Below are 26,800 nucleotides of genomic sequence, written 5' to 3'. Positions count from 1 at the left end.
CCCGGCACCCGCCAGAGCGACGAAGGAGTCCTCATGAGCTTTTCCAGTCCGCACCCGGCGGTCGTGATCCCGGAGGCATCCCTGCCCCAGGTCGTGTTCGGGCGGCTCGCCGACCACGACCGGGCGAAGACCGCGATCATCGACGGCGCATCCGGTCGCGAGGTCGACTACGGCGGGTTGCGCGATCTGGTGGCCGCGACGGCGCACGAGCTCGGCCGCAGCGGCCTGCGCGCCGGCGACGTGGTCGGGCTGCACGCGCCGAACTCGCTCGAGTTCGCGGTGCTGTTCCACGCGTGCGGTGCTCTGGGCGTCGCCGTCACGACCGTGCCCGTGCTCGCGGTCGCCGAGGACATCTGCACGCAGCTGCGGGTCGCCGGGGCCCGGCGCATCTACGCCGCACCGGCGCTGCGGGACACCGCCGCGCAGGGCGCTGGGGCGGCGGGTCTCGGCCCGGACGCGGTGCTCTCGCTCGAGTTCGCCGGCCGGGCGCGCGACGGCGGCGCGCTGACGCTGCCCGATGCCGCGTTCGACCCCGCCACGCAGCTCATGGCGCTGCCGTTCTCCTCCGGCACGACCGGCCACCCCAAGGGCGTCGAGCTCACGCACCGCAACATCGTCGCGAACCTGTGCCAGATCGAGGAGCGGATCGGCGTGGACCGGGGAGACGTCGTGATCGCCGTACTGCCGTTCTTCCACATCTACGGGATGACCGTGCTGCTGAACCTCGCGCTCAAGCGCCGCGCCACGCTGGTGACGATGCCGCGCTTCGACCTGCAGCAGTTCCTGAGCCTGATCCAGCGGCATCGGGTGACGTTCGCCTTCGTGGCCCCGCCGATCGCGGTGGCGCTCGCCAAGCATCCGCTCGTGGACGAGTACGACGTGTCGAGCCTGCGGGAGATCTTCTCCGGGGCGGCGCCGCTGGACGAGCATCTGGCCGAGACCGTCGAGCGCCGGCTCGACGTGTCGGTGCGCCAGGGGTACGGCATGAGCGAGATGAGCCCGGTGTCGCACTTCGTCGGCCGCGGCGAGAGCGCCCCCAAGGCGAGCGTCGGGACCCCGGTGCCCAACTCGGAGAACCGCGTCGTCGGCGCGGACGGGAGCGAGATCGCCGTGCCCTCCGCCGGCGTCAGCGAGCCCGGTGAGCTCTGGGTCCGCGGTCCGAACGTGATGCGCGGCTACGTCGGCAACCCCGCAGCGACGGCGGAGGTGCTGGATGCGGACGGATTCCTGCGCACCGGCGACGTCGTCGTGGTCGACGCCGACCGCAACGTCACGATCGTCGACCGCCTGAAGGAGCTCATCAAGTACAAGGGCTACCAGGTGCCGCCCGCCGAACTGGAGGCCGTGCTGCTGGAGCATCCGGATGTCGCGGACGCCGCCGTGATCGGCGTGCCGGATGAGGACGCGGGAGAGATTCCGAAGGCCTTCGTCGTCGCCCAGCCGGGGCGGACGATCGATCCGGAGGAGCTGATGGCATTCGTCGCCGCGAAGGTGGCGCCGTACAAGCGCATCCGGCTGCTGGAGTTCATCGACGCCGTGCCCAAGTCGGCGGCCGGCAAGATCCTGCGGCGCGAGCTGCGCGCCCTCGGCGATCGGGCGCCGGTCCCGACCCGCTGAGTCCGCCGGGTCCGGCCGGATCTGCGCACTGTCCCTCGCATCGCGCCGCGTCTTCTGCGGCCACTGATGCAACAAGTTGCAATAACTCGCTCGACCGCTCGATCGGGCCACCACTCAAAGGAGAGAACATGAAGATCCGCAACCTCGCCGCGATGGGGATCGTCGCGACCGTGATGCTGGCCACGGCGGCCTGCGCCCCGCAGGGCGGCGGCTCCGGCAGCAGCCAGGAGAAGGTCACCGTCGGCGCGATCCTCTCGATGTCGGGCGTGTACGCCACGCTCGGTCCCTCGGAGAAGAACGCCATCGAGCTCGGCCTCGCCGCCCTCAACGAGAAGGGCTTCGACGTCGCCGGCACACACCACACCCTGGCCTTCAGCTACGCCGACGACAAGAGCGACCCGGCCACCACGGGCGTCGCGGCCCTGCGCCAGATGGTCCAGTCCGAGAAACTGCCGCTGATCGCGTTCGGCCTCGGATCCTCCACCTACGCCCCGCAGCTGCAGCGCACGCCCGTGCCGATGGTGAACATCCTGGACAGCACCTATCCCAGCATCCTCGGCTACAGCGACGACATCGTGCTCATGCGCGGCGCATCTGAGACGTACACGGTCGGATGCGTCGACTGGGCGAAGCAGAAGCTCGGTGCCACGAAGATCAGCGTCATCGACACCAAGGGCGAGCCCTACGGCGAGGGGCTGACCCAGCTCATCCAGAAGCAGGGCACCGCGGCGGGCCTCGACGTGACCGTCACGTCGGCGCCGCTGGGCAGCGCCGACTACGGCAGCGCGATCGCCGGCGCCCTCGCCACGCAGCCGGACGCGGTGTACCTCTCCAGCGTGACCGGGGTCATCCTTCCGGTGCTGAAGCAGCTGCGCCAGGCGGGCTACACCGGCCCGGTGCTGCACAGCGCCGGCGTGAACCCCGAGCAGGCGAAGGCGATCCTCGGTGACGGCTTCGACGCCCTCATGGCGAACAACCTCGACTGCGCGGGCACGACGCCGACCACGGCCGACAACGCCGCCGCCCAGGCCTTCGCGAAGGCGTATCAGGCGAAGTACGACGAGGTGCCGCAGGACCTCACGATGTGGGCGTACGACCTGCCGTTCGTGGTCGCCGAGGCGATGACGAAGGCCGGATCCACCACCGATCGCGCCGCGATCCTGAAGGCGCTCGGCGCGATCGACGTGCCCAAGGGCACCGTGAGCGGGTGGCTGCCGTCGGGCAAGGGCGCGCTCTTCACCGACCGCAACGCGCGCACGCTCTCCGAGGTCACCCAGTGGTGCACGGGCAAGGGGTCGATCGCGACCGCGATGGTGTTCGACGGACTCGGCGGCAAGATCGCCGACCCGAAGATCACCGATGCGCCGTGCGGGGCCGCGGGCTGATGATCGCGCAGGCGCTCGTCAACGGGGTGTTCCTCGGGAGTCTGTTCACGCTGGTCGCCCTGGGCCTCACGCTCGTCTACGGCATCATGGAGATCCCGAACTTCGCACACGCGGGAGTGATCGTCCTGGCCGCGTACACGGCGTGGGCGCTGCAGGCCGCCGGGGTCCCGTACCTGTGGGCGATCGCCGCCGGAGTGCTGCTGGCCGGGGTGCTCTCCGTGCTCACCGAGGTGCTCGCGTACCGGTGGATCCGGAGCAACCCGGCAGCAGCGCCCGCGATCGCGCTCGGGCTGCTGTTGATCCTGCAGAACATCGCCCTCGTGATCTGGGGCGGCGAGGGCAAGGCCCTGAACACGCCCTACGATCACTGGACGCTGCAGCTCGGCGGCCTGCGCATCGCCGGGGTGAAGGTCGTGGTCGTGCTCGTCGCCGCGGTCAGCGTCGCGCTGCTCGCCCTGGTGATGAACCGTACGGGCTTCGGTCGCTCGATCCGCGCGGTCGCGCAGGATCGGGAGGCGGCCGGCATCCTCGGCGTCTCGGTGCAGCGGCAGTATCTGCTGGCGTTCCTCATCGCCGGGATCCTGGCGGGGATCGCCGCCGTGACCTTCGCCCCGACCTACCAGGTCTCGCCGTTCATGGCGGATCCGCTGCTGCTGAGCGCCTTCGTCGTGGTCGTCATCGGCGGCCTCGGCAGCATCGCCGGCGCCGTGATCGGCGGGCTCACCCTCGGCATCGTGGAGAGCCTCGGAGGGACCTTCGTCGACCCCGCCTATCAGAGCGCATTCGGATTCCTCCTTCTGGTCGCGGTGCTGGTGCTCCGGCCCGGCGGCATCCGCACCACCAACGCACAGAGAGTGGGTTGACGCATGTCCGTCCTCGAACTCACGGCGCCCCCGCGCACGGCCGCGCCGAAACGCCGGCGCCGGTGGCCGAGCTGGGCCGGGATCGCCGTCATCGGCGTGGTCTCCGCCCTCGCCGTCACCGGGCTGCAGGGCGATCAGGGGCTCGTCGCCGTCCTCGTCGTGATCTGGGCGATCGCCCTGGTCGGCCTCAACATCGTGCAGGGTCTCGGCGGCTACCCGAGCCTCGCGCAGGCGGGCTTCTTCGGGATCGGCGCCTACGCGTCGTCGCTGCTGGTGAACGCAGGGCTGCCCTTCATCGCCGCGGCGCTGGGAGCGGTCCTGATCGCGGGCGTCGTCGGAGCCGCGGTGGCGTTCGTGTTCAGCCGCACCCGCGGGCAGTACTTCGCGATCGGCACCCTGTTCTTCGGCGCCGTGTGCACGCTCGTGTTCGTCAACGAGGCGAAGCTCACCGGCGGGCCGAACGGCATGCCGGTGGCGCTCGGGCTGCCCCTGGAGGCGGTCATGGCCCTCATCGTCGGATCCCTGGTCGCGGCGCTCGTCCTGTTCGAGGTGCTCGGCCGGTCGGCGCTCGGGGAGCGGCTGCGCGCGATCAGCGCCGACGAGGACCTCGCCGAGCACGCGGGCGTACCCACGGCCCGCACCAAGGCGATCGCGTTCATCATCTCCTCTGTGATCGGCGCGTGGGCGGGAGTGCTGCTCGCGCAGTACAACGGCGTGATCGCGCCCTCGCAGTTCACGTTCGTGCAGGGCTTCCTGATGTTCGTCGCGATCGGCATCGGCGGCTACGGGCGGCTGTTCACGCCGGTCATCGGAGCGCTGGTCGTGGTCGGCCTCTCACAGCTGCTCACGCTGTATCCGGGGGTGAGCCAGATCGTCCTCGGCGTGATCTTCGTGCTGGTGACGCTGCTGATGCCTGGCGGTGTCGTCGGCGGTGTCGAGCGCCTGCTCGGCGCGGTGCGCGCGGCGTTCGGCCGTGGCGGGTCCGCAGGGAAGGGGAAGGCATGAGCGTCCTGGTGATCGACGCGCTGTCGAAGGACTTCGGCGGGGTGCACGCGGTCAAGGAGGTGTCGGTGAGCGTCGACCGCGGGCGCGTGCTGGGCCTGATCGGCCCGAACGGATCCGGCAAGACGACCCTGCTCAACATGATCGGCGGAACGATCCCGCCCACGTCCGGGCGGGTGCTGCTGAACGGGGCGGACGTGAGCCGGCTGAACCCGCACCGCACCGTGCGCCGCGGCATCGCCCGCACCTTCCAGACGACGCGGCTGTTCCACGGCTGGACGGTGCGGGAGACCCTGAACCTGGCCCGGCGCGCCCGCCCGGGATCCCCGCCGGTCGAACGGACGGCGGAGATCGTGGGCATCGAGGCCGATCTGGATCGGGTCGGATCCTCGCTCCCCAGCGCCGTGCAGCGTCTCGTGATGATCGCCACCGCGCTCGCCGCCGCACCGACCGTGCTGCTGCTCGACGAACCGGCCGTGGGCATGGACGTCGCGGAGACCGATCACCTGCAGAGCGTCGTCGCCCGCGTACGGGATGAGCTGGCGACGAGCGTGATCGTCGTCGAGCACAACATGCGCTTCCTGATGCCGCTCGCCGACGAGATCGTCGTGATGGCGTCCGGCGAGGTGCTCTCGGCGGGATCCCCGGAACACGTCCGCAACGACCCTGCGGTGATCGCCGCGTACCTCGGGAGCTGAACATGGCGCTTCTCACCATCACCGACCTCGTCGTCGGCTACCGCGCCGTCGAGGCGCTGCACGGCGTGTCGCTCGAGGTCGAGGCGGGCACGGTCGCGGGGGTGCTCGGGGCCAACGGCGCCGGCAAGACCTCGCTGCTCATGGGCATCATGGGTGCGACTCCGCGTCGCACCGGGAGCGTCCGCTTCGACGGCGTCGAACGGGGGCAGGATCCCACCCGGCGGATCGTCGACGCCGGCATCGCCCTCTGCATGCAGAACAGGCGGCTGTTCCCCAGCATGTCGATCGAGGACAACCTGCTGCTCGGAGCCAGCCATGCCGGCGGCAGGATCGCGCGGCAGCGCCTGGACGCGGCATACGCACGCACGCCCTGGTTCGCGCAGCGTCGCAGAGAGGCGGCGGGGCGGCTCAGCGGCGGGCAGCAGCAGCTGGTCGCGATCGCCCGAGCGCTGATGTCGGATCCGCGCCTGCTGATGCTGGACGAGCCCTCGAGCGGTCTCTCGCCGGTGGCGGTGCAGGAGGTGCGCGTGTTGCTGGAGGCGGTAGCGGCGCAGGGGCTGACCGTGCTGCTCGTCGAACAGAACACGCACCTCGTGCAGCATCTGTGCTCGACGGTCTCCGTGCTCGCCGAGGGCCGAGTCGTCGGCCACGGCACGGTGCAGGGCCTCGTCGCGCGGGATCTGCTCTCCGACGCCTACCTCGGGGGATAGGCCGAAGCGTCGTCGTCCGGGGTTCGCAGATCGGGCGACGCGGGGTGGGGCGGTGTCGACGGGTGGACATCGCTTCGCCGAGTGCGCGGTCGGATGTGCCGCACGGAGAACGCAGACTCCGTGAGCGCGTCCGGCCGCGTCGGCGTGCACGAAAGCACCTTTCGCTGGGCGGCCAGCCGTCACCGAGCGTGAGGGCGCGTCACGCCGTGGGGGGCGCGTCGCGGCCAGCCGCACAGCCCCCGTCGAGCCCATCCGGTCGCGCGCTCGCGAGCCCGACGCGAGTGGCTAATGCGTGAACGGAAGGGGAACAGCTCGTCAGGAACCCTGGCGATCACCGCGGCGGCGTGCCGACAGTCGCTCAGTGCCCCCGCAGCCGCCTGAGCTCGGCCTCGCCTGCCAGGTAGCGGTCCACGACGAGATCCACGAGCGGCGCGGGCGGTTCGCCATCGTCGAGCAGCGGCTCGGTGAGCACGGCGGATCCGGTCACGCGCTCCGCCACGTCGAAGAAGTAGCCGTGCGCGAGCAGATAGGTCGCGACAGCTGCGCCCGGATGCGCGGCGAGGGCGTCGGCGAGGGCCGGCTCGCGCGCGGCGAGGTAGGCGGGCACGACCGCGCGCCCGAGCTCCTCGCCCAGCTGCGCGGCCATCGACTCGGCGTCGGGCAGCGAACGCGGATCCCGAGAGCCGGCGACGGCGAGGATCACCGGCGCAGCGGGGTCCGTGCGAATGGGGCCGCTCACTGGTCGGATATTGCGCTCCTGGGGCGTGTGAAGGCGCAATTCGCGACCAGCGAGCCGGGGTGCCGGGTGCGCCGCAGCAGCGGCGTCCGCGAGCCGGAGCGCGAGCACCGTCGCGAGGCGCGGATCGGGCCCGAGCGGATCCGTCACGACCGCGTCGGAGCGCTCCGACACGGCCCGCCCCAGGTCCACCCGTACGTGGAAGCCCTGCGAAAGCAGCAGTGGCACCACGACCACGGGTCCGTCGACCGCGGCGAGGGCCGTGGGCGCGTCGGGCTGCTGCACGTCGACGAAGCCGGAGTGCACGGCGACGTCCGGGAGCCGGTCGGCGACCCGGCGCACCAGCAGCGCGATCGCGGCGGCGCCGGCGGCGTCGGAGGTGCCGTGCGAGACGGCGAGCAGCGCGGGGCGGGGCATGGGGGGAGTGTAGGCCGCCTCGGTGCCGCCCCGCCGGATCGCGCGTCATACGGTGACACGACCGTGGGAAGCCAGATCCTGCCTGAGGCATCACGGCGCGCGGGGTGCGTCGGGCAGCATGTGGTGCCTCGCGGGAGGGTGCCTCAGAAACCGTCCGAAAGGTGGAGGCCGGCGGGAGGCGGCGGGGGGATCCGGCTCCCTACGCTGGAAAGATACTCGACCCGAGGAGAGACGTGTTCACCACCCCCGCCCGCCTGTTCCGCGTGCTCGCGATCGCGGAGGCCATCACCTGGACTCTGCTGATCGGCGCCCTGATCGCTCGCGCCACGGGCCTGCCGCCGGTGCTCGTCACCATCGCCGGCTCCATCCACGGCTTCGTGTTCCTCTCCTACGGCGCCACCGCGGTGCTGCTCGCGTTCCACCAGCGCTGGGGCGTCGGTGTCGCGATCCTCGCGATCGCCAGCGCGATCGTGCCCTATGCCACGATCCCCGCCGAGATCTGGCTGCACCGCACCGGCCGCCTCGCCGGCGACTGGCGTCTCGCGCAGACCGACGACCCGCGTGACGCCGCCTGGTACGACCGCACGATGCGCTGGTTCCTGCACCGGCCGTGGGTGCTCGGGCTGCTCATCGTCGCCGCCGTCGCCGCACTGTTCGCGGTGCTGCTGCTGATCGGCCCGCCCGGCGGGAGCCACTGACCGGGGTGTGACCGCGGCCACCTCAGGCGGGACTGGACGACAACAGGCTCGAAGAAGACGGCCGTCCTCGCGCCGTGCGAGATCAGTGGATGAGGATTGCGTCCTTGTCGAGCACGTCCCTCACGACCGAGGATGCTGAGCCATCGGTGCACGTCACCGCGACGTAGAATCCCAGGCCGGCGTTCAGGAATCCACGCGCCGCTGCATATCCGCTGCCCTTGTCCGCGGGGTAGGTCAGCGTGCGGCTCGCGATGTCCTTCGTCTGGCTGGTCGCGTTCATCAGCGTGTCATCCGTCGCGCGCTCGGTGGCCTTGTCGGGCGTCGTGCCGAGGACGGCCGCGAGCACCGCGTCCGACGCGGATCGGTCGTCGGTCTGACCGTTCCACGTCATGGTGCCCTGCCAGAACTTCGCCTGACAGACGCCGTCCTTGCGGGTGAAGCCCCAGTTGCCCTTGCCGTCGTCGGGAGTGGTGTAGTCCCACTCGCTGTCGCTGATCAGGCCGTCCGACCACTCCGCGGCCGTACCCGCCGGCAGAGACGGGTCCTCGAAGTACAGCGATCCGGAGGAGGACGAGTCGGCCGGTGCGTCCGTCACGGTGCCGGCATCGGCGGTCGGCTCGGACGTGGGCGTCTTGGCCGGCCCCTTGGGGATGAGGTCGAACGGGTTCAGGCAGGCGCTCAGCGGCAGCGCGGTGGCCAGGAGGAGCGCGGCGGCGCCGAGGCGGATCGCGGCAGATGCGGTGCGGGTGCGTGAGGTCATGCCCCGATCCTAGGGATCTGCTGTGCGTCCGCACGATGGGGTGAACTATCCATGCGACGCCACTCGTGAAAGTTGAGCGCACTCGTATCAAGTTTGTTTGACATCTCTTGACAGTGGGCGTATCGTTGAGTCATCGCGACTCAGGTTTCGCAGGGTCATCCCCAAGGATCCGGAGCTCGCGCAGACTTCCACGAAACTTCCGACTGAAGGAGAAAACAAATGGCACGTGCTGTCGGTATCGACCTCGGTACGACGAACTCCGTCGTCAGCGTCCTCGAGGGCGGCGAGCCCAAGGTCATCGCCAACGCAGAAGGATTCCGCACCACCCCCTCGGTGGTCGCCTTCACCAAGGACGGGGAGGTGCTCGTCGGCGAGACCGCGAAGCGCCAGGCCGTCACCAACGTCGACCGCACGATCGCCTCGGTCAAGCGCCACATGGGCACCGACTGGTCGTTCGACGTGGACGGCAAGAAGTGGACGCCGCAGGAGATCTCCGCGCGCATCCTGATGAAGCTGAAGCGCGACGCCGAGGCCTACCTGGGCGACACCGTGACCGACGCGGTCATCACCGTCCCCGCGTACTTCAACGACGCCGAGCGCCAGGCCACCAAGGAGGCCGGCGAGATCTCGGGCCTGAACGTCCTGCGCATCATCAACGAGCCCACCGCGGCGGCCCTGGCCTACGGCCTCGACAAGGGCAAGGAGGACGAGCTCATCCTCGTCTTCGACCTCGGTGGCGGAACCTTCGACGTCTCGCTGCTCGAGGTGGGCAAGGACGACGACTTCTCCACGATCCAGGTGCGCGCCACCGCCGGTGACAACCGCCTCGGCGGCGACGACTGGGACCAGCGTCTCGTCGACTACCTGATCAAGCAGTTCAAGGACTCGACCGGCGTCGACGTCTCGGGCGACAAGATCGCGCTGCAGCGCCTCAAGGAGGCCGCGGAGCAGGCGAAGAAGGAGCTCAGCTCCTCGACGTCGACCAGCGTCAACCTGCCGTACCTGTCGCTCACCGAGAACGGCCCCGTGTCGCTTTCCGAGACGATCACCCGCGCGAAGTTCGAGGACCTCACCAAGGACCTCCTGGACCGCACCAAGAAGCCCTTCGAGGACGTGATCCGCGAGGCCGGCATCAAGGTCGGCGACATCGCTCACGTCGTGCTCGTCGGCGGATCCACCCGCATGCCCGCTGTGGCCGAGCTCGTCAAGCGCGAGACCGGCAAGGAGGCCAACAAGGGTGTCAACCCGGACGAGGTCGTCGCCGTCGGCGCCGCCCTGCAGGCCGGTGTGCTGAAGGGTGAGCGCAAGGACGTCCTGCTGATCGACGTCACCCCGCTGAGCCTCGGTATCGAGACCAAGGGCGGCATGATGACCAAGCTCATCGAGCGCAACACGGCCATCCCGACCAAGCGCAGCGAGACCTTCACCACCGCCGACGACAACCAGCCGTCGGTCGCGATCCAGGTCTTCCAGGGCGAGCGCGAGTTCACCCGCGACAACAAGCCGCTGGGCACCTTCGAGCTGACCGGCATCGCGCCGGCTCCGCGCGGCATCCCGCAGGTCGAGGTCACCTTCGACATCGACGCGAACGGCATCGTGCACGTGTCCGCCAAGGACAAGGGCACCGGCAAGGAGCAGTCGATGACGATCACGGGCGGCTCCTCGCTGTCCAAGGACGACATCGACCGCATGGTGCGCGAGGCCGAGGAGCACGCCGCTGAGGACAAGAAGCGCCGCGAGTCGGCCGAGGTCCGCAACCAGGCCGAGACTCTCTCCTACTCGATCGAGAAGCTCATCTCGGAGAACGAGGACAAGCTCCCCGAGGACGTGAAGACCGAGGTCAAGGCCGACGTCGACGCGCTGAAGACCGCGCTGGCCGGTGATGACGACGAGGCCGTGAAGACCGCGTTCGACAAGCTGAACCAGTCGCAGGGCAAGCTCGGCGAAGCCATCTACGCGCAGTCCCAGGCTGACGCGGCCGCCCCGCAGGGCGAGCCGGCGGCCGAGGGCGCGGCGTCGGATGAGGACGTCGTGGACGCCGAGGTCGTGGACGACGAGGACGAGAAGAAGTAATGACGGATCCCAAGGACTTCGACGAGAACGCCGCGGTTCCTGAGCCTGTCGAAGGACCGAGCGAGGGGTCGGACGCGAACGCGTCCGGCCCCCAGCCGGAAGGGCAGGACTCCGGAGCGAACGCCGGCGCCGATGACGAGCTCACGGTCGACGACATCCTGAACATCGCGCAGAGCGACGACGCGCTCGCCGAGGACGCCGCCGAGGACGCGGCCCTCGCCGACGCCGAGCACACGCTGCTCGTCGACCTCAAGCGTCTTCAGGCCGAGTACGCGAACTACCGCCGCCGCACCGAGGAGCAGCGCGGCGTCGAGATCCAGCGCGCGAAGGGCGAGGCCGCCAAGGGCCTGATCCCCGTGCTCGACGATCTCGACCGCGCCGCCCAGCACGGCGATCTGCAGGAGGGGACTCCCTTCGCCGCGATCGCCGACAAGGTGCGCTCGGTTGTGGAGCGCCTCGGCGTGGTCTCGTATGGCGAGAAGGGCGACGAGTTCGACCCGCAGCAGCACGAGGCGATCTTCCAGCAGCCCACCCCGGGTGTGCAGAAGGCCGTCGTGCTCGAGGTCGTCGAGGTGGGCTACCGCCTGGGCGATGTGGAGCTGCGTCCTGCCAAGGTCGTCGTCGCCGTTCCTGCTGAGTAGGGGGTGATCGATGGCTAGCCAGGACTGGTTCGACAAGGACTTCTACAAGACCCTCGGCGTCTCGAAGGACGTGTCCGAGGCGGATCTGAAGAAGACCTACCGCAAGCTCGCGCGCAAGTACCACCCCGACTCCAACCCCGGCGATGCCGCGGCGGAGGCGAAGTTCAAGGAGATCAGCGAGGCGTACTCGGTGCTCTCCGACACCGAGCAGCGCGCCGAGTACGACCAGATCCGCGCGATGGGCGCCGGTGGGGCGCGGTTCACTGCGCCCGGCAGTGCCGGCAACGGCGGCTTCGATGACGTGTTCAGCGCGTTCAACCGGGGCCGTGGCGGGCAGTCCGCCGACTTCGACGACATCTTCGCGATGTTCAACCAGGGCGGCGGCGGGTTCGGATCCGGTCGGTTCGGCCAGCCCTCCGGCGGGTTCCGCGGCTACGGCGGCCCGCAGAAGGGCGCCGACGTCACGGCCCGCACGACGCTGTCGTTCGCGACCGCTGTGCAGGGCGAGACCGTCACGCTGCAGGGTGAGGACGGCCGCCCGCTCAAGGTGAAGATCCCCGCGGGCGTGAAGGACGGGCAGAAGATCCGTCTGCGCGGCCGTGGGCGGCCTTCGCCCGACGGCGGCGAGAACGGCGACATCGTGGTCCAGGTGGCCGTGAAGCCGCACCCCGTGTTCACCCGCGATGGGCTGAACCTGCGGGTGACGGTTCCTGTCACGTTCACCGAGGCCGCGCTCGGCGCCACCATCGAGGTGCCGACCCTCGGTGGAGATCCGGTCAAGCTCAAGGTCGCGCCGGGCACTCCGTCGGGCCGGGTGCTGCGGGTCAAGGGCCGCGGCGTCACGACGTCGAAGGGCGTCGGCGACCTGCTCGCCGAGGTCCAGGTGGCCGTGCCGTCGCACCTCGACGACGCCGCGCGCGAGGCGCTGGAGCGCTTCCGTGAGGCGGAGCCCGCCGAGAACCCGCGCACCGAGCTGCTGGCGAAGGCCCGGGGATGAGTTCACCTGCGCCGTCGATCGGGTCCGCGCGCGACGCGGACACCGGGCGCCGCTCGCCGCGTCGTCCCGGAATCAGGAACAGTGACCGAGATCAGGACGATTCCTCGCGGATCCTCCTGATCTCGGTGCATTCTCCTGTTTCCGGTACGCGCGCCCGCTTGCGGGGCGCGACCGGTGTTCTCGGGATGCGCCGTGCGCGAAGGACGAGGGTGCGTCATGGCCGATGAGCGCATGAACGCCGAGACCCCGATCTTCGCGATCGCGGTCGCCGCCGAGCTCGCCGGGATGCACCCGCAGACCCTGCGGCAGTACGACCGGATCGGCCTGGTCGTTCCCGGCCGCACCAGGGGCGGATCCCGCCGCTACTCGATGCGCAACATCGAGCAGCTGCGCGAGGTCGCCCAGCTGTCCGGTGAGGGGATGAGCCTGCCCGCGATCGCGCGCCTGCTCGACCTCGAGGACGAGGTGCGCACGCTGCGCCGCCGTGTGGGCGAGCTCGAGCACGACCTGCGCGAGGAGCGCGCGAACCGCCCCGGCGTGCGTGTGTTCGCCGCCGGAACGACCGGATCCGTCATGGCCGTCCCGTCCGGGCGCCGGATCCGCCGCTCCACCGAGGTGGTGTTGTGGCGTCCGTGGCTGAGCGGCCCGGAGCGTGCCGACGACACCGCGGACGATCCGGACGACAGCCAGCGCTGAGGCAGCACAGCGGCGCAGAGACCGCGCCGGCGCTGACACGCGCAGGCAGAGCCGAGACGGCGGTGCAGGCCTCCGCCGTGCACGCTGGCGATCAGTCCAGCGGCTCGACGATGAAGCGCAGTGCGGCGCCCTGTCGGAAAGGCTGCACGACCTCGAGGTTCTCGTAGGCGGGACCGCCGGGGATCTCCGAGGCGCTCGCCCAGTACGACCACCGCGCATTGACCTGTGCACGGAGGGCGGGATGCGGGTGGTCCACCCGCCATGTCTGCCGCATCCTCCGACCGAGGAACCGCCAGTGCTCCGCGGTGTCCGCGCTGTAGCCGACGGACCACGGGTCGTCCTCGTCGCCCGTCGCGGAGACGAGCGCAGCCCCGCCCTCGCGGACGAGCTCGTCGAGTCCGAAGGAGGCGTGCGCGGCGAACCCGGTGCCGGTGAACCCGGGCCAGAGCTCTGCAGGCGTGACCACGCGGTCCGCGAGCTCGAGCCGGCGCAGCCGCGCCCAGTTGCCCATGGTCGCGCTGAGTACGAGCCGGTCCAGAGGCACGGAGCCGGAGTCGCTGTACCCCGCCAGTTCCACCTCGTGCGGACGATCGGCCCTGAACCGCGCCCGCACCTGCACCTGCGCCCCGTTATCGAACGGCTCGACCCGGATCCAGATCGTGAGCCGCTCCACGCCGTCCGCGGTGTCGACGATTCCGGGATCGGGATCCAGCCGTGCCCGCACCGCGGCATCGGACGGATGGTCGACGGCCCACATCCGCTTCCCGCGCTCGCCGGGGTCGAGCGTGCTCGGCTCCAGCTCTGAATAGCCGCGCTCGGCGCTGCCCGCAGGCACCGGCTCCACGGCGATGTAGTTCACCAGTCGCTCCGGCGGATGCTCCAGATAGGGGGTGAAGATCTGCAGCAGCCCGCGCGGTGCGGAACTGATGCCCAGCTGCATCCCCGCGGGATGGCCCCAGCGGGGTTCGCGCGGGACAGGACCGGCAGGACGGATCCATCGCCCGGAGAGATCGGCCGGTGAGGGGGATCCGACGGCGGACGTCATCATGGGAGCTCCTTCGTGGTTTTCGCGAGTGTCCTCACGACTGGACGAGCAAACCTCATCTGAAATCGATTTCCTGTCGAACGACTCTAGGGGCGTTCTGGTCGCGGCCGAAAGGGTGGGCGCGGTGCGGAGAGAAGAGGAATCGGCTTTCACTCGCAGGGGGTTGCGCAGATCGCTCAAGAGCGTCTTGTGCCTGAAATCGATTTCGCCTACTCTGAATGCAGCCCGGTCGATGCCGACTCAGCGCGACCGCGGACCCGGCCCTCTGTGCCGGACCCAGCACCGATTCGACGAGGAAGTCGTGTTCCCGAGGAGGAACCCATGAAGACGGACACACAGCGCACGCGCCGGGTGGTGATGGCCGCTCTCGGCGGCATCACGGCGGTAGGACTGCTCGCGGGCTGCGGCTCGAGCACGCCGGGGCAGGCCGCGGGCGACGGAGGCGACTCCTCCGGCAAGACCACGATCGAGTTCTGGCACCGCACGTTCACTCCGCCCGAGAACGCCTGGTACAAGGACATCGTCAAGAAGTTCAACGCCTCCCAGGACAAGATCGTCGTCAAGGACACGGAGATCCCGGCGGATGCCTGGGATCAGAAGATGAAGGCTGCCCAGGCGGCGGGCAAGGCCCCTGACATCTACACGCACTCCGGCAGCATCCAGGACGCGGTCAACGCCGGGCAGCTCTACGACCTCGGAAAGGTCGTGGACAAGTCGAAGCTCGACGAGATCATCGACTCCGCCAAGTCCGTGTCCGAGATCGGCGGCACCTATTACGCCTACCCGCTGCTGCAGGAAGCGCAGACGGTGCTGTTCTGGAACAAGGACATGCTCGACAAGGCCGGCGTCGACACCGACAAGGCCCCGGCGACCTGGGACGACCTGCTCGCCGACTGCGCCAAGATCCAGCCGACGCTCGCGCAGGGTCAGTACTGCATCTCGCCGGCGTCCGACGCGATCACCTTCGCCTGGTCGACGGTCGGTCAGCAGTACAACTTCGCCGGGCACACGGCGCTCACGGACGACTGGGCCAAGCCGGACATCGACAACGCGGCGTACCGTGACCTGATGTCCAAGTACAAGGAGCTCTGGGACAAGGGATACATGCCCAAGCAGGCGCTCGCCGCCTATGTCGAGGGCAAGGATTTCGGCCAGAAGAAGGTCGCCTTCAAGGTTTCCGGCTCGTGGATGATGTCCGAGATCGGATCCGACTATCCCGACCTGCTGACCAAGACCGGCATCGGCGCCTTCCCGAACGCCTCGGGCGCCGACGGCCGCACCGCGACCACCCTCGGCAACTTCAAGTGGGTCATCGACGCGAAGAGCAAGCACGCCGACGCCGCCGGGAAGTTCCTCGAGTGGTCTCTCGCCGGCGACCCGAAGAACCTCGTGCCGTTCTTCGTGAACACGCAGTTCACCAAGGTCCCTGTGCGCACCTCCGTGCAGGATGCCGTCGCGAAGGATGAGGCCGCAGCCAAGGCCCCGTGGTCGAAGGTGATCACGAAGGACATCGCGCCGGACGCGATCCCCGAGCCGACCTACCCCTGGGACGTCTCGCTCGCCGTCGGAACTGCCATGGAGTCGGTGATGAAGGGCGCGGCCTCGCCGGATGACGCGATCAACACGGCCGATGCCGCGATCCAGAAGGTCATCCAGTCGCAGGATCTGCCCAGCAAGGCTCCCAAGAAGTGAGCGCGGCGCGGTCGGGGACCGCTGCGAGGCCGTCCCCGACCGCGCAGCCGACGCCCCGCACCTCAGAACGACGAGGAGGCACGATGCCCGCCGAAGTCACCGACGACCGGCACACCGTCAGGCGCCGGCACGCGCGGTACCGGAACCGAGACACCAAGCTCGCGTACCTGATGCTCGCCCCCGTGGTGATCCTGCTCGGCATCTTCGTAGCCTGGCCGGCGGTGTACGCCGGCTTCCTTTCCTTCCAGGACTGGAGCTTCTACAAGGATCCGCAGTTCGTCGGGTGGAAGAACTACGCCGACGTGCTGACGGACCCGCTGTTCGTCGCCACGATCGGCCGAGGCTTCCTGTTCGTGCTGATGACGGTGCCTGCGATGCTCGTGCTGGCCTTCCTGTTCGCGAGTCTCGTGGTGAGCCTGTCGCGTCGGCTCGCGACCATCCTCAAGGTCAGCATCTACATCCCGACGATCATCTCCGGAGTCATCGCGTCCATCATCTTCGTGGTGATCTACGCCTATGACGGCGGAATCCTGAACGCCGTTCTGGCCGCGTTCCACATCGACGCGGTCTCCTGGATCGGGGATCCGGCCTGGGCGCTGCTCGCCGTGGCCGTGCCGGCTGTGTGGCTCGGCATGGGGCTGACCTCGCTCATCATGGTCGCCGCGATGGTCGACATCCCGACGGAGTACTACGAGGCAGCGGCGATGGAGGGCGCCGGCTGGTGGCAGAAGACCTTCTACATCACGATGCCGCAGATGAAGAACGTGTTCCTGTACCTGCTGATCACGGGTTTCGTCGCCGCGATCCAGCAGTTCGAGCTGCCCCTCGTGATGACGCAGGGCGGTCCGCTGGACTCGACCACCCTGCCCAACCTGTTCATCTTCAACCACTTCCGCAACGACGTGAACGTGGGCTACTCGATCGCTGCGGCGCTGCTGCTGTTCGTGGTGCTGGGATCCGTGTCGGCCCTCGTGTTCAAGTTCATCAACTCCGAAAGGCTGGTCGACTGATGAGCGCGACGTACCCCGCGACCGTGCCCGAGACCACCCGCATCGTCCTGGACGGCAAGGATCACCGCCGGCTCAAGGTGCCGCACGGCATCGGTGGCTGGGCGGCCTTCGTCGGCAAGGGCGTGGTCGGCCTGATCTTCCTGCTCGCCGCGCTGTTCCCGCTCGCCTGGATGGTGATCGCCGGCTTCAAGGCGAAGACCGAAGTGCTGAGCACTCCGTTCCAGTTCTTCCCCGAAGTGTGGCACTGGGAGAACTACGGCAAGATCCTCGGCGACGAGACATTCCTGCGCACGCTCGGCTGGACGTTCCTCGGCGCGATCCTGTTCACCGTGCTCAGCCTGACGGTGAACTCGTTCGCGGCTTACGCGTTCGCGCGTCTCGAGTTCCGGTTCCAGCGCACGCTGTGGGTCGCCGTGCTCACGACCATGTTCATCCCGGGGATGACGATCCTGCTCACCAGCTTCATCGTCGTGACGAAGCTGGCGATGCTGGACACGCTCGCCGTGCTGGTGATCCCGGGGGCGGCCAGCGCCGCGTCGGTGTTCTTCATCCGGCAGTTCTACCTGAACATCCCGGCCAGCCTCGAGGAGGCGGCGATGCTCGACGGCTGCGGCCGGTTCGGCATCTTCGTGCGGATCTTCCTGCCGCTGTCCAAGCCGCCGTTCGTCGTCATGGGCATCACGGCGTTCCTCGCCTACTGGAACTCCTACGTGTGGCCGATCATGACGATCACGTCGCCGGAGAAATTCGTGCTGCAGCAGTACCTCGCGGAGTTCCGCACCGGCCGCGGCTCGAGCGAGCTGGGCCTGCTCATGGCCGGATCCGTGCTCGCCGCGGCGCCGGTTGTGATCCTGTTCCTCATCTTCCAGCGTCAGATCATCGGCAACATCAAAATGGCCGGGCTCAAGTAGCCGGTCGCGTTCTCGAAGGGGAGAAGGCCATGTCCGAAGAAGCGATCCGACCTGCCCGCGGGCTCACCCGCCGCAGCCTGTTGCAGGGAGCGCTCGCCGCCGGCGCCGCATTCGGCGTCTCGGCGCTGGGCGCGAGTCCCGCGGCGGCCGCGGGACTCACCGTGACCCGTATGAAGGTGCTCGCCGGCACGCAGGCGGGGGTGCAGTACGGGATCGGCGCGACCGATCTCGGGATACCCGCTCGCACGCCCGACGGGCGGCTGCTGTTCATGTTCGGCGACACCTGGGCCGACACGGTGGGCGGTACGAACTGGCGCTCCCCGGTCGCGCTGTACTCCTCGACCACCGACCTCACCACCGGGGTCGTGTTCAACGGCGCGGCGGGCGCGGGTGCGAACACCCAGGTCACGGCGCCCCAGCTCTGGTACTACCCGCACGATGCGTACTACGAGACCGTGATCCCCTCCGACGTGATCACGATCGGATCCCGGATGTATTTGCATGCCATCGTGAACGGGCCGACGTTCGGGGCGGTGCGCTGGACCGAACTGTGGCAGTCCGACGATTCCGGGGCGACCTGGCAGCATACGGGGCTGAAGTTCCCGGCCGACATGGCCAACGGGCACTTCCAGTGCATCACGTGGGGTCAGGGCAACGACGGCTACGTCTACATCTACGGCACGGGCTTCCAGCGCGACAAGGGCATCGTGCTCTACCGGGTGCCGCAGAACAGCATGACCACGTTGTCGGCGTACCAGCCGTGGGGTTACGCGAACGGTGCGTGGGGCTGGGGAAACCCCGCGACCGAGGTGCTGCCGGGAAAGTTCGGCGAGATGTGCCTGCGACCTCTCGGAGGCAAGTGGATCCTGACCTGGTTCAACGCCGATGCCTACCGGATCGACGCGATGATCGTGAACACTCCGACGGACAACCTCTACACAGCCGCGAAGACCACCCTGCTCTGGGGCGGGAACTGGGGCGCCGAGGACGCGACCCACGTCGCCCAGCTCTATGGCGGGTACATCCTGCCCGGCTCGACGCTGCCGGATCTGCATCTCAGCGTGAGTCAGTGGAACACCGGCGACAACAGTGTCTACCACGTCGAGCAGTTCCGGATCCAAGGGCTCGTCTGACGGCGGGCGCCGGCTCGGGGGTCGGCGCTTCCCGCTGCCGCTCAGCCGGCCGTGCCGACCCGGACCACGGTCGACTGCCATCCGGTTGATCCGTTCGGAGCGATCGGGGTGCGCTGCTGTTCCTGCATCCGGCCGTGCCGATCGGTGGCGCGGACGACCAGCGAGTGGCTGCCGCTCGTCGCGTTCCAGTCGAGGAACCACTGCACCCAGGTGTCGTCGCTGACCGGAGCCGACAGCGTCGCAGTCTGCCAGGCCCCTCCGTCGATCTGCACCTCGACCCGCTGGATCCCGACGGTCTGCGCCCAGGCGACCCCGGCGATCCGGGCGGCCCCCGGCGGGATCTCCTTGTCGATGCGCGGGGTGTCGATGCGGCTCGACAGCTTGATCGGCGCCTGCGCGCTGTACCCGCGGGGCGTCCAGTAGGCCTGGTCCTTCTCGAATGTCGTGACCGTCATCCGGGTGAGCCACTTCGTCGCCGAGACGTACCCGTAGAGCCCGGGGACGACCATCCGCACCGGGAAACCGTGCTCGGGCGGCAGGGGCTCGCCGTTCATCGCGACCGCGAGGATCGCGTCGCGGTGCGGATCCGTGAGCGCGTCGAGCGGTGTGCTCGCGGTGAACCCGTCGATGCTGCGCGAGAGGATCATGTCGGCCCCCTTCGCGGGGAGCGCGCGGGAGAGGATCTCGCGCACCGGCACGCCGAGCCAGCGTGCCGTGCCGACGAGATCGCCGCCGACCTGGTTGGAGACGCAGGTCAGGGTCACCGCGTACTCCCGCAGGCCCATCCGCAGCAGTTCGTCGAAGCTCAGCTCCACCTTCTCGCCGACCATTCCATCGACCGTCAGGCGCCAATCTGCGGGTGCCAACGAAGGCACCGTCAGCGCGGTGTCGACACGGTAGAAGTCGGCGTTCGGGGTGAACAGCGGCGAGAGGCCCGGGATGTCGAGCTCGGCTCCCTCGGGGACCGTGACCCGCGACAGCGGCTCCGGCAGTCGCAGCGCCTTGCGCACCGCTGCGATCGAGGTGGTCGCCGCGGTTCCGAGGCGGGCACCGGTTCCCGCCACGATCGCGGCGACCGCTCCCACCGCGGTCAGCAGGAGGAAGCGCCGCCGATCCGGGCCGCCACCCGCGCCATCCGCGGCCCGGAGGGCGCGCCATCGGCGCAGCGCTGCGATCGACATCCGCAGGAACACGCAGCCCGCGATCGCGCCGATGAGCGACGGCAAGGCGGACAACGGCGTCGCCCCCGTGCGGGTCAGCGCGGCCAATGTCCCGGCGGCGCCGGCGACGGCGAACACCGCGACGCCGATCCAGCGGCGTCGACCTTCCAGGAGGCCGGCGGCCGCGGCGGCGACGAGCACGCCGACGCCGAGGGTCAGCAGGAGGAAGAGCTTGTCGTTGGCGCCGAAGAGCTCGATCGCCAGCTCCTTCGCCCACTGCGGCACGATGTCGATGACGAACGAGCCCGCCGCGAGCAGCGGACTCGCGTCGCGCGCCACGAGGAAGGCCGTGATCTCGGCGGCGGCGACGAACACCATGCCGCTGACGACCCCCGCGACAGCGGCCCAGATCCGTGCGCCGGCATTCCCTGTGCTCTCATCCATATCCGTGGTTCGTCGCGATCGGCGGATCGGATGGCGATCGGGCCGGATCCAATCCGGTGCGGGTGCGGCTCCGAATGCATCGTGTCGGCCGATGAACGGTCACGATGCACCAGTCAAAGGAGAAAGATCATGCGATCCACTGTTCGCCTGCACGCCAGGGCGTCGCTCGCCGCCGCCAGCCTGCTCGCCGCCGCGGCCCTGGCCCTCACGGGCTGTTCGTCGATGTCGGGCTCATCTTCCGGCTCGTCCTCCGAGCCATCGACCAGCGCGCCGGCCGCGTCTCCGTCTCAGACGATGGATCCGGCGGCCGATCTGGTCGGACCGGGATGCGCCGCCTATGCGCAGCAGGTCCCGTCCGGCTCCGGCTCCGTCGCCGGGATGGCGCAGGACCCGGTCGCGACGGCCGCCAGCAACAACCCGCTGCTGACCACGCTGGTCGCGGCGGTCTCGGGCAAGCTCAACCCGAAAGTGAACCTGGTCGACACCCTGAACGGGAGCGAGTTCACCGTCTTCGCACCCGTCGACGACGCCTTCAAGAAGATCGATCCCGCGACGATCGACACGCTGAAGACGGATGCGGGCGCGGACACCCTCAGCAAGATCCTGACGTACCACGTGGTCGCCGGTCAGATCTCGCCGAAGGACATCGTCGGCACGCACAAGACCGTCGAGGGCGGCGACGTGACCGTGACAGGTTCGGGCGACAACCTCAAGGTCAACGACGCGAACGTGATCTGCGGCGGCGTCCACACCGCGAACGCGACCGTGTACCTCGTGGACTCCGTCCTGATGCCGCCGGCCCAGTAAGGACCTGCGGATCCGCCACGCAGACCGGATCGCATGATCGACGGCACCGTCCGAGCATGCGATCCGGTCCGGCGGGGAGGGGCATACAGAAAGACGCGACAGTGCTCGCCCTCGACGCATTGCCGATGCGGGGCAGGGAGGTGAGGCATGCTGGAACCCATGGTGATCGACGATCGGGAGCACGCCGAGCAGGACGGCGGCGACGACCTTGCGTCCGCGCTGCTGCTGCGCGTCGCGCAGGGCGATCAGTCAGCGTTCGCCGAGCTCTACGACATGCTCTCCTCGCGCGTCTTCGGCCTCATCCTCCGCGTCCTCGTGAACCGGTCGCAGAGCGAAGAGGTGCTGCAGGAGGTCTTCTTGGAGATCTGGCAGACGGCCTCCCGTTTCACCTCCGATCGGGGCCGGGGCAGGACCTGGATCCTGACGATCGCGCATCGTCGAGCGGTCGACCGCGTGCGTGCCTCGCAGGCCAGCGCCGACCGGGACGTGCGGATCGGCGCACGCGACCTCGACGTCGCCCATGACAGCGTCGCCGAACAGGCCGAGCTGTCGATCGATGCGGACCGGGTGGTCGATGCCCTCTCCGCCTTGCCGGACGCGCAACGCGAGGCACTCGTGCTCGCGTACTACGGCGGTTACTCGCAGAGCGAGATCGCCACGATCACGGGATCACCGCTGGGAACGGTGAAGACCCGCATGAGAGATGGACTCACGCGTCTTCGGACGCACTGGGGGGTGAACGCATGAACGAGCGGGAGTTCGCAGAGCTGGCCGCAGGCCACAGCCTCGGGTCGCTGTCGGTGCAGGACGAGCAGCGCTACCGGACCGCGCTCGCCGCGCACCCCGAGTGGTCGTCGATCGTCTCCGACGACGCGGACACTGCAGCCCTCCTTGCCGACGGGGTGCCCCCGGTCGCGCCCCCTCCGGCGCTGCGCGACGCGCTTCTCGCCCGCATCGCGGTGACGCCCCAGAACCTCGGCCACGACGCAGCGCCCGCGGACGAGCCGCCGGCCGTTTCCGACCAGGGCGATCCAGCCCCGGCTCCGGAGGCCGCCGCAGCGGAGCCCGCGCGTCGTCCGCGCAGGCTGCTGTTCGCACTGGCCGCGTGCCTCGTGCTGATCGTCGGTCTCGGCGTGGCCGCCTCCGTCGTGATCCCGCAACTGCTGCGCCCCGCGGCCGTCGTCGCGCTGGACAAGATCGAGAACGCACCCGATGCGGCGCAGAAGACCGTGTCGCTGCCCTCCGGGGGCCACGCGACGGCGCACTGGTCGGCGTCGATCGGCTCGGCGGTGCTCGTGTCCGACGGGCTGCAGCCGCTGGACGCGAAGCAGACGTACGAGCTGTGGTTCGTCCGGGGCGATGGGCCCGTCTCAGCCGGCGTCTTCGCCGCGGAGCAGGGAACGACGACCGCGCAACTGAGCGGGAACATGCACGCCGGCGACGCGATCGCCGTGACGGTGGAGCCGGCGGGGGGATCCCCCACGGGAAAGCCCACAAGCCAGCCGATCATCGTCATCCCGACGGCCTGAGGCAGATCTCGTTCCGCATCTCCCGAAATCAGTGATATCGATTTCACGCGAAATCCGCTAGCGTGGCGGCATGCGCCGTTGAACAGAGCTCCCCGGATCCTGTGATCCTTTCCGCCCCCGGCCGCGTGCGCCGAGGGGCGATGACTCTGTTTCCCCCGCGAGAGGAGCCGGGCGATGATCGCCCTTCCCGAGACCTATGTCCCCCCGCCGTCAGGAGTGACACCGCTCGGCTTCCTGGCCTGGCTCGTACGCCGGCAGTGGACCACGGTGCTGCAGGGCGTCGTGTGCGACGTCGTCTGGTTGCTCGGACTCGCGCTCACCCCGTGGGCGATCGGCAGGGCGATCGACGAGGGCCTGGTCGCGGGCGACTACAGCGCCTTCCTCGGCTGGCTGGGCGTCGTCGTGTGGCTGCAGCTGCAGCATTCGCTCATCCAGGGGCTCCGCGACCGCGCCGGATCCATCAACTACGAGCGCGGGGTGAGCCGGGTCGATCAGGTGATCGTGCACACCGCGACGCGGATCACGATCGCCGCCGATCGCCGGCTGGGATCCGGATCCGCGGTCACGATGGCGTCGAACGACGCCTGGTGGTTCGGATTCGTGCCGATCAACGTCGGCACCCTGGTCTCCGCGCTCGTCTCGTTCGGCACGGTCTCGGTCCTTCTGCTGCGCGACTCGGTGCTGCTCGGCGTGCTGGTGATCGTCGCGGTGCCCGCGTTCTCGATGTTGCAGGTGTTCCTCGTCGGGATCCTCCGTTCTCGACAGAGCGCGGCCAGGGATGCGACCCGCGACATGAACGCGGTCGCGACCGACAGTGTGCGCGGGCTGCGGGTGATCCGCGGCATCGGCGGCGAGGACTGGTTCCTGGAGCGGTTCCGCCGCCGCTCGGAGCGCGCCAGGGACGCGCAGCAGGCGGTCGCCTGGCCGGTGTCGCTCGCCGACGCGCTCGGCGTGCTGATCGCGGGAGTCCTCGTCGTCGGGCTCACCTGGATCGGCGCCGCGATGGTCGCCCGCGGAGAGCTGCGGATCGGCGAGCTGGTGGCGTTCTACGGATACGCGGGCTTCATGGTGCTGCCCGTCACGCTGTTCAACCAGGTCGTCCGGGTCGTCGTGCGCGGGATGATCGCGGCGCGCGCCATCGTGGAGCTCCTCGCGGTCGAGCCGCTCTGGACGGACGGCCCCGACGACGCCGTGCCGGCGCCAGGGGCGGGAGCGCCCGCGCTGCACGATCCTCGCACGGGACTCACCGTGCGCGACGGCGAAGTCGTCGCCGTCGTGGTGCGCGACGCGCAGCAGGCGCAGGCTCTCGTCGATCGGTTCGGCCGCCTCGGCGACGACATCGCCGACCCGGTGCTGCTGAGTGGGCGACAGGCCTCGAGCCTTGCCGTGTCGGCCGTGCGAGCGCAGATCGTTGTGTCCGGCCCCGTGCCGTTCCTGTTCAGCGGGACGCTGCGGGATCTGCTGGACCCTTGGAGACGCCACGACGATGCGCGGATCCTGCGCGCCGTCGCGGCGGCCGATGCGGAGGACGTCCTCGAGCAGCTTCCGGAAGGGCTCGATGTGCGTGTCGGCGAACGCGGTGTCGAGTTCTCCGGCGGTCAGAGGCAGCGCCTCGGCGCCGCGCGGGCTCTTCTGACCGAGGCGCCGATCCTGGTGCTGCACGATCCGACGTCCGCGGTCGATGCCGCGACGGAGGAGCGGATGGCGACCGGGATCCGCGTGCATCGCGCCGGGCGGACCACGGTCGTCGTGAGCACCAGCCCGCTCGTGCTCAGCGCCGCCGACCGGGTCGTCGTGATCGACGACGGCCAGATCTGCGCCGAGGGCACGCACGAGGAGCTGATCGGGCTGGATCCCGCGTATCGCCGCGCGGTGCTGCGGGCCGAGGGGGTCGCATGATGACGATGACCGACGAGAACGAGCAGGCGCTGCCCCGGGCGAGCGCCGCGCGGGTGCGGCAGGAGCTCGCCGCGATCTGGAGACGGCATCGGGCGCGCTTCGTGCTCGTGATCGCCCTGAACGCGGGGGCCGCCGCGTCGTCGCTCGTGCCGCCGCGGCTGATCGGACTGCTCATCGATCGGCTCCGCGCAGGGGCGGGGGCGGGCGAGGTGGCGCTGTACGGCTCCGCCATGCTGGCAGGCGTTCTCGTGCAGACCCTCTTCGTGCTGACGGCCGCGCGCAGCGCGTGGCGGCTCGGCGAAGACGTGTTCGCCCGGCTGCGGATCGACTTCCTCTCCGACGTCCTCGCTGTTCCGATGGGCGTGGTGGAGTCTGCGGGCACGGGCGAGCTCGTCACGCGCACCACGCAGGACATCAGCACGGTGGCGGAGACGGTGCGCTGGGCGCTCCCAGGGAGCCTGATATCCGCGCTCACCGTGGTACTCACCCTCGTCGCCGCGGCGATCGCCGCGCCCCTCATCGCGCCGGTGTACCTGATCGCTCTGCCCGTGCTGGTCCTGCTGATGCGCTGGTACACGCGGAGGGCCCCTGGCGTCTATCAGCGGCTCGGAGACAGCTACGGGCCCACGTTCGCTTCCCTCGACGAGACCGCGAACGGAGCCCGCGCGGTCGAGGCGCTGAGCCTGCAGGGCGCGCGCCGGCGCTCGATCTCGGATGCGCTCGCCCTGCACTGGCGGGCCGCGGTGGGCCGGATCCGGCTGCGCCAGACCATGCTCCCGTGGGCGAACCTCGCCTTCGCGATCCCCGTCTTCTCGTCGCTCGCGTGGGGAGGCTGGCTCGCCGTGCGCGGCGAGGTATCGGTCGGCGCGGTCGTGACCGCCACTCTGTACGCCTCGGCGCTGGTCGCGCCGCTGGAATCCCTCATCGACTGGACGGACGAGCTGCAACGCAGCTTCGTCTCGTTCGCGCGGATCCTTGGCGTGCACGAAGCCGCAGAGGCGCCGCACGCGGAGGACGGTGCCGAGCCGCAGGCGACCCAGGTCGAACTGGACGACGTGACCTTCGCCTACCGACCGGGGCGGCCGGTCGTGCACGACGTGTCGCTGCGGATCGTGCCGGGGGAGCGTCTCGCGATCGTCGGCGCTTCGGGCGCCGGGAAGTCCACACTGGCTCGGCTGCTCGCCGGGGTCGACCGACCCACGGCTGGCCGCGCCCTCGTCGGGGGAGCGGACGTCGCGTCGATCCCGCTCGCCCTCCGGCGACGGCACGTGCTGCTCGTTGCCCAGGAGAACCATGTGTTCGCGGCGACCGTGCGCGAGAACGTGCTGCTGGGGCACCTCGACGCCGCCGATGCCGAGGTGGCGGATGCGCTGGATCGGATCGGTGCCATGGGCTGGATCGACACGCTCGACGACGGATGGGACACCGTGGTCGGATCCGGCGGGCATCCGCTCACGGGGGCCCAGGAGCAGCAGCTCGCGCTCGCCCGGGTGCTGCTCGCGGATCCGCACACGATCATCCTGGACGAGGCGACGAGCGCTATGGATCCGACCGCGGCGCGCGATCTGGAGGCGGCGCTCGCCGCGACCATGCAAGGGCGCACGGTTATCGCGATCGCGCACCGGCTGTCCACGGCGTATGACGCCGACCGAATCGCTGTCGTAGACGATGGGCGGATCGTGGAGCTCGGGTCCCACGACGAGCTCGTCGCCGCCGGCGGCGCCTACGCCCGGCTCTGGGCGCTCTGGCGCGATGACGGCATCCGTTCCCGAGGATCCGTCACCGGATATTGAGCCCGCGTTCAGAAACATGACAGGGTCGGCTCCGTAGCGTGGAGGAACGGGGCGGATGCCCCGAGGCGAGCTCGCAGCTCGTGT

The 26,800-nt window shown here is 69.7% G+C and carries 24 protein-coding genes and 1 pseudogene; 21 read left to right on the top strand and 4 right to left on the bottom strand.

Features of this window, described 5'->3' with window-relative positions; all coding sequences use genetic code 11:
• Positions 1–33: 33 nt before the first annotated feature.
• From AC1DCT_RS09910 to AC1DCT_RS09880, 7 genes and pseudogenes are all read left to right on the top strand, one after another.
• On the top strand, positions 34–1,617 hold the full coding sequence (locus AC1DCT_RS09910) for an AMP-binding protein (protein WP_477428885.1): 1,584 nt from the start codon (positions 34–36) through the stop codon (positions 1,615–1,617).
• A 128-nt stretch (positions 1,618–1,745) separates the two neighbouring features.
• A complete protein-coding gene (locus tag AC1DCT_RS09905; RefSeq protein WP_477428883.1) occupies positions 1,746–3,002 on the top strand; it encodes an ABC transporter substrate-binding protein in 1,257 nt (418 codons plus the stop codon).
• On the top strand, positions 3,002–3,865 hold the full coding sequence (locus AC1DCT_RS09900; protein WP_477428881.1) for a branched-chain amino acid ABC transporter permease: 864 nt from the start codon (positions 3,002–3,004) through the stop codon (positions 3,863–3,865). The genes AC1DCT_RS09905 and AC1DCT_RS09900 overlap by 1 nt, the downstream gene beginning before the upstream one ends.
• 3 nt (positions 3,866–3,868) lie before the next feature.
• Positions 3,869–4,870, top strand: a complete 1,002-nt coding sequence (locus tag AC1DCT_RS09895) for a branched-chain amino acid ABC transporter permease (protein ID WP_477428879.1) — start codon at positions 3,869–3,871, stop codon at positions 4,868–4,870.
• A pseudogene (locus tag AC1DCT_RS09890) lies at positions 4,867–5,331 on the top strand (ATP-binding cassette domain-containing protein); the annotation flags it as partial. The gene AC1DCT_RS09895 and the pseudogene AC1DCT_RS09890, both read left to right, overlap by 4 nt.
• 18 nt (positions 5,332–5,349) lie before the next feature.
• Positions 5,350–5,565, top strand: a complete 216-nt coding sequence (locus AC1DCT_RS09885) for an ABC transporter ATP-binding protein C-terminal domain-containing protein (protein ID WP_477429656.1) — start codon at positions 5,350–5,352, stop codon at positions 5,563–5,565.
• Positions 5,566–5,567: 2 nt separating this feature from the next.
• The gene (locus tag AC1DCT_RS09880) at positions 5,568–6,275 is read left to right on the top strand and encodes an ABC transporter ATP-binding protein (protein WP_477428877.1); all 708 of its coding nucleotides are present in this window, start codon (positions 5,568–5,570) and stop codon (positions 6,273–6,275) included.
• Between the two features lie 358 nt (positions 6,276–6,633).
• On the opposite strand, the gene AC1DCT_RS09875 is transcribed toward AC1DCT_RS09880, so the two are convergent.
• Positions 6,634–7,428, bottom strand: a complete 795-nt coding sequence (locus AC1DCT_RS09875) for a sirohydrochlorin chelatase (RefSeq protein WP_477428875.1) — start codon at positions 7,426–7,428, stop codon at positions 6,634–6,636.
• A gap of 233 nt (positions 7,429–7,661) precedes the next feature.
• Between AC1DCT_RS09875 and AC1DCT_RS09870 the strand changes: the two genes are divergently transcribed.
• Positions 7,662–8,126, top strand: a complete 465-nt coding sequence (locus AC1DCT_RS09870) for a DUF3817 domain-containing protein (RefSeq protein ID WP_477428873.1) — start codon at positions 7,662–7,664, stop codon at positions 8,124–8,126.
• An 82-nt stretch (positions 8,127–8,208) separates the two neighbouring features.
• On the opposite strand, the gene AC1DCT_RS09865 is transcribed toward AC1DCT_RS09870, so the two are convergent.
• Positions 8,209–8,886: a hypothetical protein gene (locus AC1DCT_RS09865; RefSeq protein ID WP_477428872.1), complete on the bottom strand. Its 678-nt coding sequence runs from the start codon at positions 8,884–8,886 to the stop codon at positions 8,209–8,211.
• Positions 8,887–9,105: 219 nt separating this feature from the next.
• Here AC1DCT_RS09865 and dnaK point away from each other — a divergent pair, with 219 nt between their 5' ends.
• The 4 genes from dnaK to AC1DCT_RS09845 all read left to right on the top strand — a co-directional run bounded on the left by dnaK (position 9,106) and on the right by AC1DCT_RS09845 (position 13,293).
• A complete protein-coding gene (gene dnaK, locus AC1DCT_RS09860) occupies positions 9,106–10,959 on the top strand; it encodes a molecular chaperone DnaK (RefSeq protein WP_441977891.1) in 1,854 nt (617 codons plus the stop codon).
• Positions 10,959–11,600: a nucleotide exchange factor GrpE gene (locus AC1DCT_RS09855; RefSeq protein ID WP_441977892.1), complete on the top strand. Its 642-nt coding sequence runs from the start codon at positions 10,959–10,961 to the stop codon at positions 11,598–11,600. Before dnaK ends, AC1DCT_RS09855 begins: the two co-directional genes overlap by 1 nt.
• 10 nt (positions 11,601–11,610) lie before the next feature.
• Entirely contained in the window at positions 11,611–12,597 is a 987-nt protein-coding gene (locus AC1DCT_RS09850; protein ID WP_441977893.1) for a DnaJ C-terminal domain-containing protein, read from the top strand.
• A gap of 216 nt (positions 12,598–12,813) precedes the next feature.
• Positions 12,814–13,293: a heat shock protein transcriptional repressor HspR gene (locus tag AC1DCT_RS09845; RefSeq protein ID WP_440732485.1), complete on the top strand. Its 480-nt coding sequence runs from the start codon at positions 12,814–12,816 to the stop codon at positions 13,291–13,293.
• Positions 13,294–13,384: 91 nt separating this feature from the next.
• Here the strand turns inward: AC1DCT_RS09845 and AC1DCT_RS09840 are convergent, their stop codons facing one another.
• Complete coding sequence (locus AC1DCT_RS09840; RefSeq protein WP_477428870.1) at positions 13,385–14,341, bottom strand: hypothetical protein; 957 nt, start codon at positions 14,339–14,341, stop codon at positions 13,385–13,387.
• A 318-nt stretch (positions 14,342–14,659) separates the two neighbouring features.
• Between AC1DCT_RS09840 and AC1DCT_RS09835 the strand changes: the two genes are divergently transcribed.
• From AC1DCT_RS09835 to AC1DCT_RS09820, 4 genes are all read left to right on the top strand, one after another.
• Positions 14,660–16,030 (top strand): ABC transporter substrate-binding protein, encoded by a 1,371-nt coding sequence (locus AC1DCT_RS09835; protein ID WP_477428868.1) that lies wholly within the window; start codon positions 14,660–14,662, stop codon positions 16,028–16,030.
• Positions 16,031–16,113: 83 nt separating this feature from the next.
• Positions 16,114–17,040, top strand: a complete 927-nt coding sequence (locus AC1DCT_RS09830) for a carbohydrate ABC transporter permease (RefSeq protein WP_441977895.1) — start codon at positions 16,114–16,116, stop codon at positions 17,038–17,040.
• Positions 17,040–17,951: a carbohydrate ABC transporter permease gene (locus AC1DCT_RS09825; protein WP_440732481.1), complete on the top strand. Its 912-nt coding sequence runs from the start codon at positions 17,040–17,042 to the stop codon at positions 17,949–17,951. Before AC1DCT_RS09830 ends, AC1DCT_RS09825 begins: the two co-directional genes overlap by 1 nt.
• Before the next feature lie 29 nt (positions 17,952–17,980).
• The gene (locus AC1DCT_RS09820; protein ID WP_477428866.1) at positions 17,981–19,084 is read left to right on the top strand and encodes a DUF4185 domain-containing protein; all 1,104 of its coding nucleotides are present in this window, start codon (positions 17,981–17,983) and stop codon (positions 19,082–19,084) included.
• Between the two features lie 41 nt (positions 19,085–19,125).
• Here AC1DCT_RS09820 and AC1DCT_RS09815 read toward each other — a convergent pair whose 3' ends face one another.
• On the bottom strand, positions 19,126–20,688 hold the full coding sequence (locus AC1DCT_RS09815) for a molybdopterin-dependent oxidoreductase (RefSeq protein ID WP_477428864.1): 1,563 nt from the start codon (positions 20,686–20,688) through the stop codon (positions 19,126–19,128).
• A 129-nt stretch (positions 20,689–20,817) separates the two neighbouring features.
• On the opposite strand from AC1DCT_RS09815, the gene AC1DCT_RS09810 reads away from it, so the two are divergent.
• The 5 genes from AC1DCT_RS09810 (at position 20,818) to AC1DCT_RS09790 (ending at position 26,716) form a co-directional block, all read left to right on the top strand.
• Positions 20,818–21,495 (top strand): fasciclin domain-containing protein, encoded by a 678-nt coding sequence (locus AC1DCT_RS09810; protein WP_477230147.1) that lies wholly within the window; start codon positions 20,818–20,820, stop codon positions 21,493–21,495.
• A gap of 147 nt (positions 21,496–21,642) precedes the next feature.
• A complete protein-coding gene (sigK, locus tag AC1DCT_RS09805; protein ID WP_439901844.1) occupies positions 21,643–22,242 on the top strand; it encodes an ECF RNA polymerase sigma factor SigK in 600 nt (199 codons plus the stop codon).
• Complete coding sequence (locus AC1DCT_RS09800; protein ID WP_477428862.1) at positions 22,239–23,024, top strand: anti-sigma factor; 786 nt, start codon at positions 22,239–22,241, stop codon at positions 23,022–23,024. Before sigK ends, AC1DCT_RS09800 begins: the two co-directional genes overlap by 4 nt.
• A gap of 174 nt (positions 23,025–23,198) precedes the next feature.
• Positions 23,199–24,923, top strand: coding sequence for an ABC transporter ATP-binding protein (locus AC1DCT_RS09795; RefSeq protein WP_477428860.1), 1,725 nt, complete (start codon positions 23,199–23,201; stop codon positions 24,921–24,923).
• Positions 24,924–24,928: 5 nt separating this feature from the next.
• Positions 24,929–26,716 carry an ABC transporter ATP-binding protein gene (locus AC1DCT_RS09790; protein ID WP_477428858.1) on the top strand — a complete coding sequence of 596 codons (1,788 nt, stop codon included), beginning with the start codon at positions 24,929–24,931 and terminating at the stop codon, positions 26,714–26,716.
• Positions 26,717–26,800: the final 84 nt, after the last annotated feature.

Source organism: Microbacterium sp. 10L49 (assembly GCF_056395125.1).
The sequence above is the reverse complement of the archived record's forward strand: the minus strand, read 5'-3'. Positions and strand labels throughout refer to the sequence as shown.

Bases quoted from the DNA above. Each gene is read 5' to 3' on its own strand.
- AC1DCT_RS09900 (WP_477428881.1), top strand. From the start codon at position 3,002: ATGATCGCGCAGGCGCTCGTCAACGGGGTGTTCCTCGGGAGTCTGTTC.
- AC1DCT_RS09810 (WP_477230147.1), top strand. From the start codon at position 20,818: ATGCGATCCACTGTTCGCCTGCACGCCAGGGCGTCGCTCGCCGCCGCC.
- sigK (WP_439901844.1), top strand. From the start codon at position 21,643: ATGCTGGAACCCATGGTGATCGACGATCGGGAGCACGCCGAGCAGGAC.
- AC1DCT_RS09790 (WP_477428858.1), top strand. From the start codon at position 24,929: ATGACCGACGAGAACGAGCAGGCGCTGCCCCGGGCGAGCGCCGCGCGG.
- AC1DCT_RS09875 (WP_477428875.1), bottom strand. From the start codon at position 7,428: ATGCCCCGCCCCGCGCTGCTCGCCGTCTCGCACGGCACCTCCGACGCC.
- AC1DCT_RS09865 (WP_477428872.1), bottom strand. From the start codon at position 8,886: ATGACCTCACGCACCCGCACCGCATCTGCCGCGATCCGCCTCGGCGCC.
- AC1DCT_RS09855 (WP_441977892.1), top strand. From the start codon at position 10,959: ATGACGGATCCCAAGGACTTCGACGAGAACGCCGCGGTTCCTGAGCCT.
- AC1DCT_RS09830 (WP_441977895.1), top strand. From the start codon at position 16,114: ATGCCCGCCGAAGTCACCGACGACCGGCACACCGTCAGGCGCCGGCAC.
- AC1DCT_RS09850 (WP_441977893.1), top strand. From the start codon at position 11,611: ATGGCTAGCCAGGACTGGTTCGACAAGGACTTCTACAAGACCCTCGGC.
- dnaK (WP_441977891.1), top strand. From the start codon at position 9,106: ATGGCACGTGCTGTCGGTATCGACCTCGGTACGACGAACTCCGTCGTC.
- AC1DCT_RS09835 (WP_477428868.1), top strand. From the start codon at position 14,660: ATGAAGACGGACACACAGCGCACGCGCCGGGTGGTGATGGCCGCTCTC.
- AC1DCT_RS09910 (WP_477428885.1), top strand. From the start codon at position 34: ATGAGCTTTTCCAGTCCGCACCCGGCGGTCGTGATCCCGGAGGCATCC.
- AC1DCT_RS09885 (WP_477429656.1), top strand. From the start codon at position 5,350: ATGGACGTCGCGGAGACCGATCACCTGCAGAGCGTCGTCGCCCGCGTA.
- AC1DCT_RS09815 (WP_477428864.1), bottom strand. From the start codon at position 20,688: ATGGATGAGAGCACAGGGAATGCCGGCGCACGGATCTGGGCCGCTGTC.
- AC1DCT_RS09820 (WP_477428866.1), top strand. From the start codon at position 17,981: ATGTCCGAAGAAGCGATCCGACCTGCCCGCGGGCTCACCCGCCGCAGC.
- AC1DCT_RS09845 (WP_440732485.1), top strand. From the start codon at position 12,814: ATGGCCGATGAGCGCATGAACGCCGAGACCCCGATCTTCGCGATCGCG.
- AC1DCT_RS09825 (WP_440732481.1), top strand. From the start codon at position 17,040: ATGAGCGCGACGTACCCCGCGACCGTGCCCGAGACCACCCGCATCGTC.
- AC1DCT_RS09840 (WP_477428870.1), bottom strand. From the start codon at position 14,341: ATGATGACGTCCGCCGTCGGATCCCCCTCACCGGCCGATCTCTCCGGG.
- AC1DCT_RS09905 (WP_477428883.1), top strand. From the start codon at position 1,746: ATGAAGATCCGCAACCTCGCCGCGATGGGGATCGTCGCGACCGTGATG.
- AC1DCT_RS09800 (WP_477428862.1), top strand. From the start codon at position 22,239: ATGAACGAGCGGGAGTTCGCAGAGCTGGCCGCAGGCCACAGCCTCGGG.
- AC1DCT_RS09895 (WP_477428879.1), top strand. From the start codon at position 3,869: ATGTCCGTCCTCGAACTCACGGCGCCCCCGCGCACGGCCGCGCCGAAA.
- AC1DCT_RS09880 (WP_477428877.1), top strand. From the start codon at position 5,568: ATGGCGCTTCTCACCATCACCGACCTCGTCGTCGGCTACCGCGCCGTC.
- AC1DCT_RS09795 (WP_477428860.1), top strand. From the start codon at position 23,199: ATGATCGCCCTTCCCGAGACCTATGTCCCCCCGCCGTCAGGAGTGACA.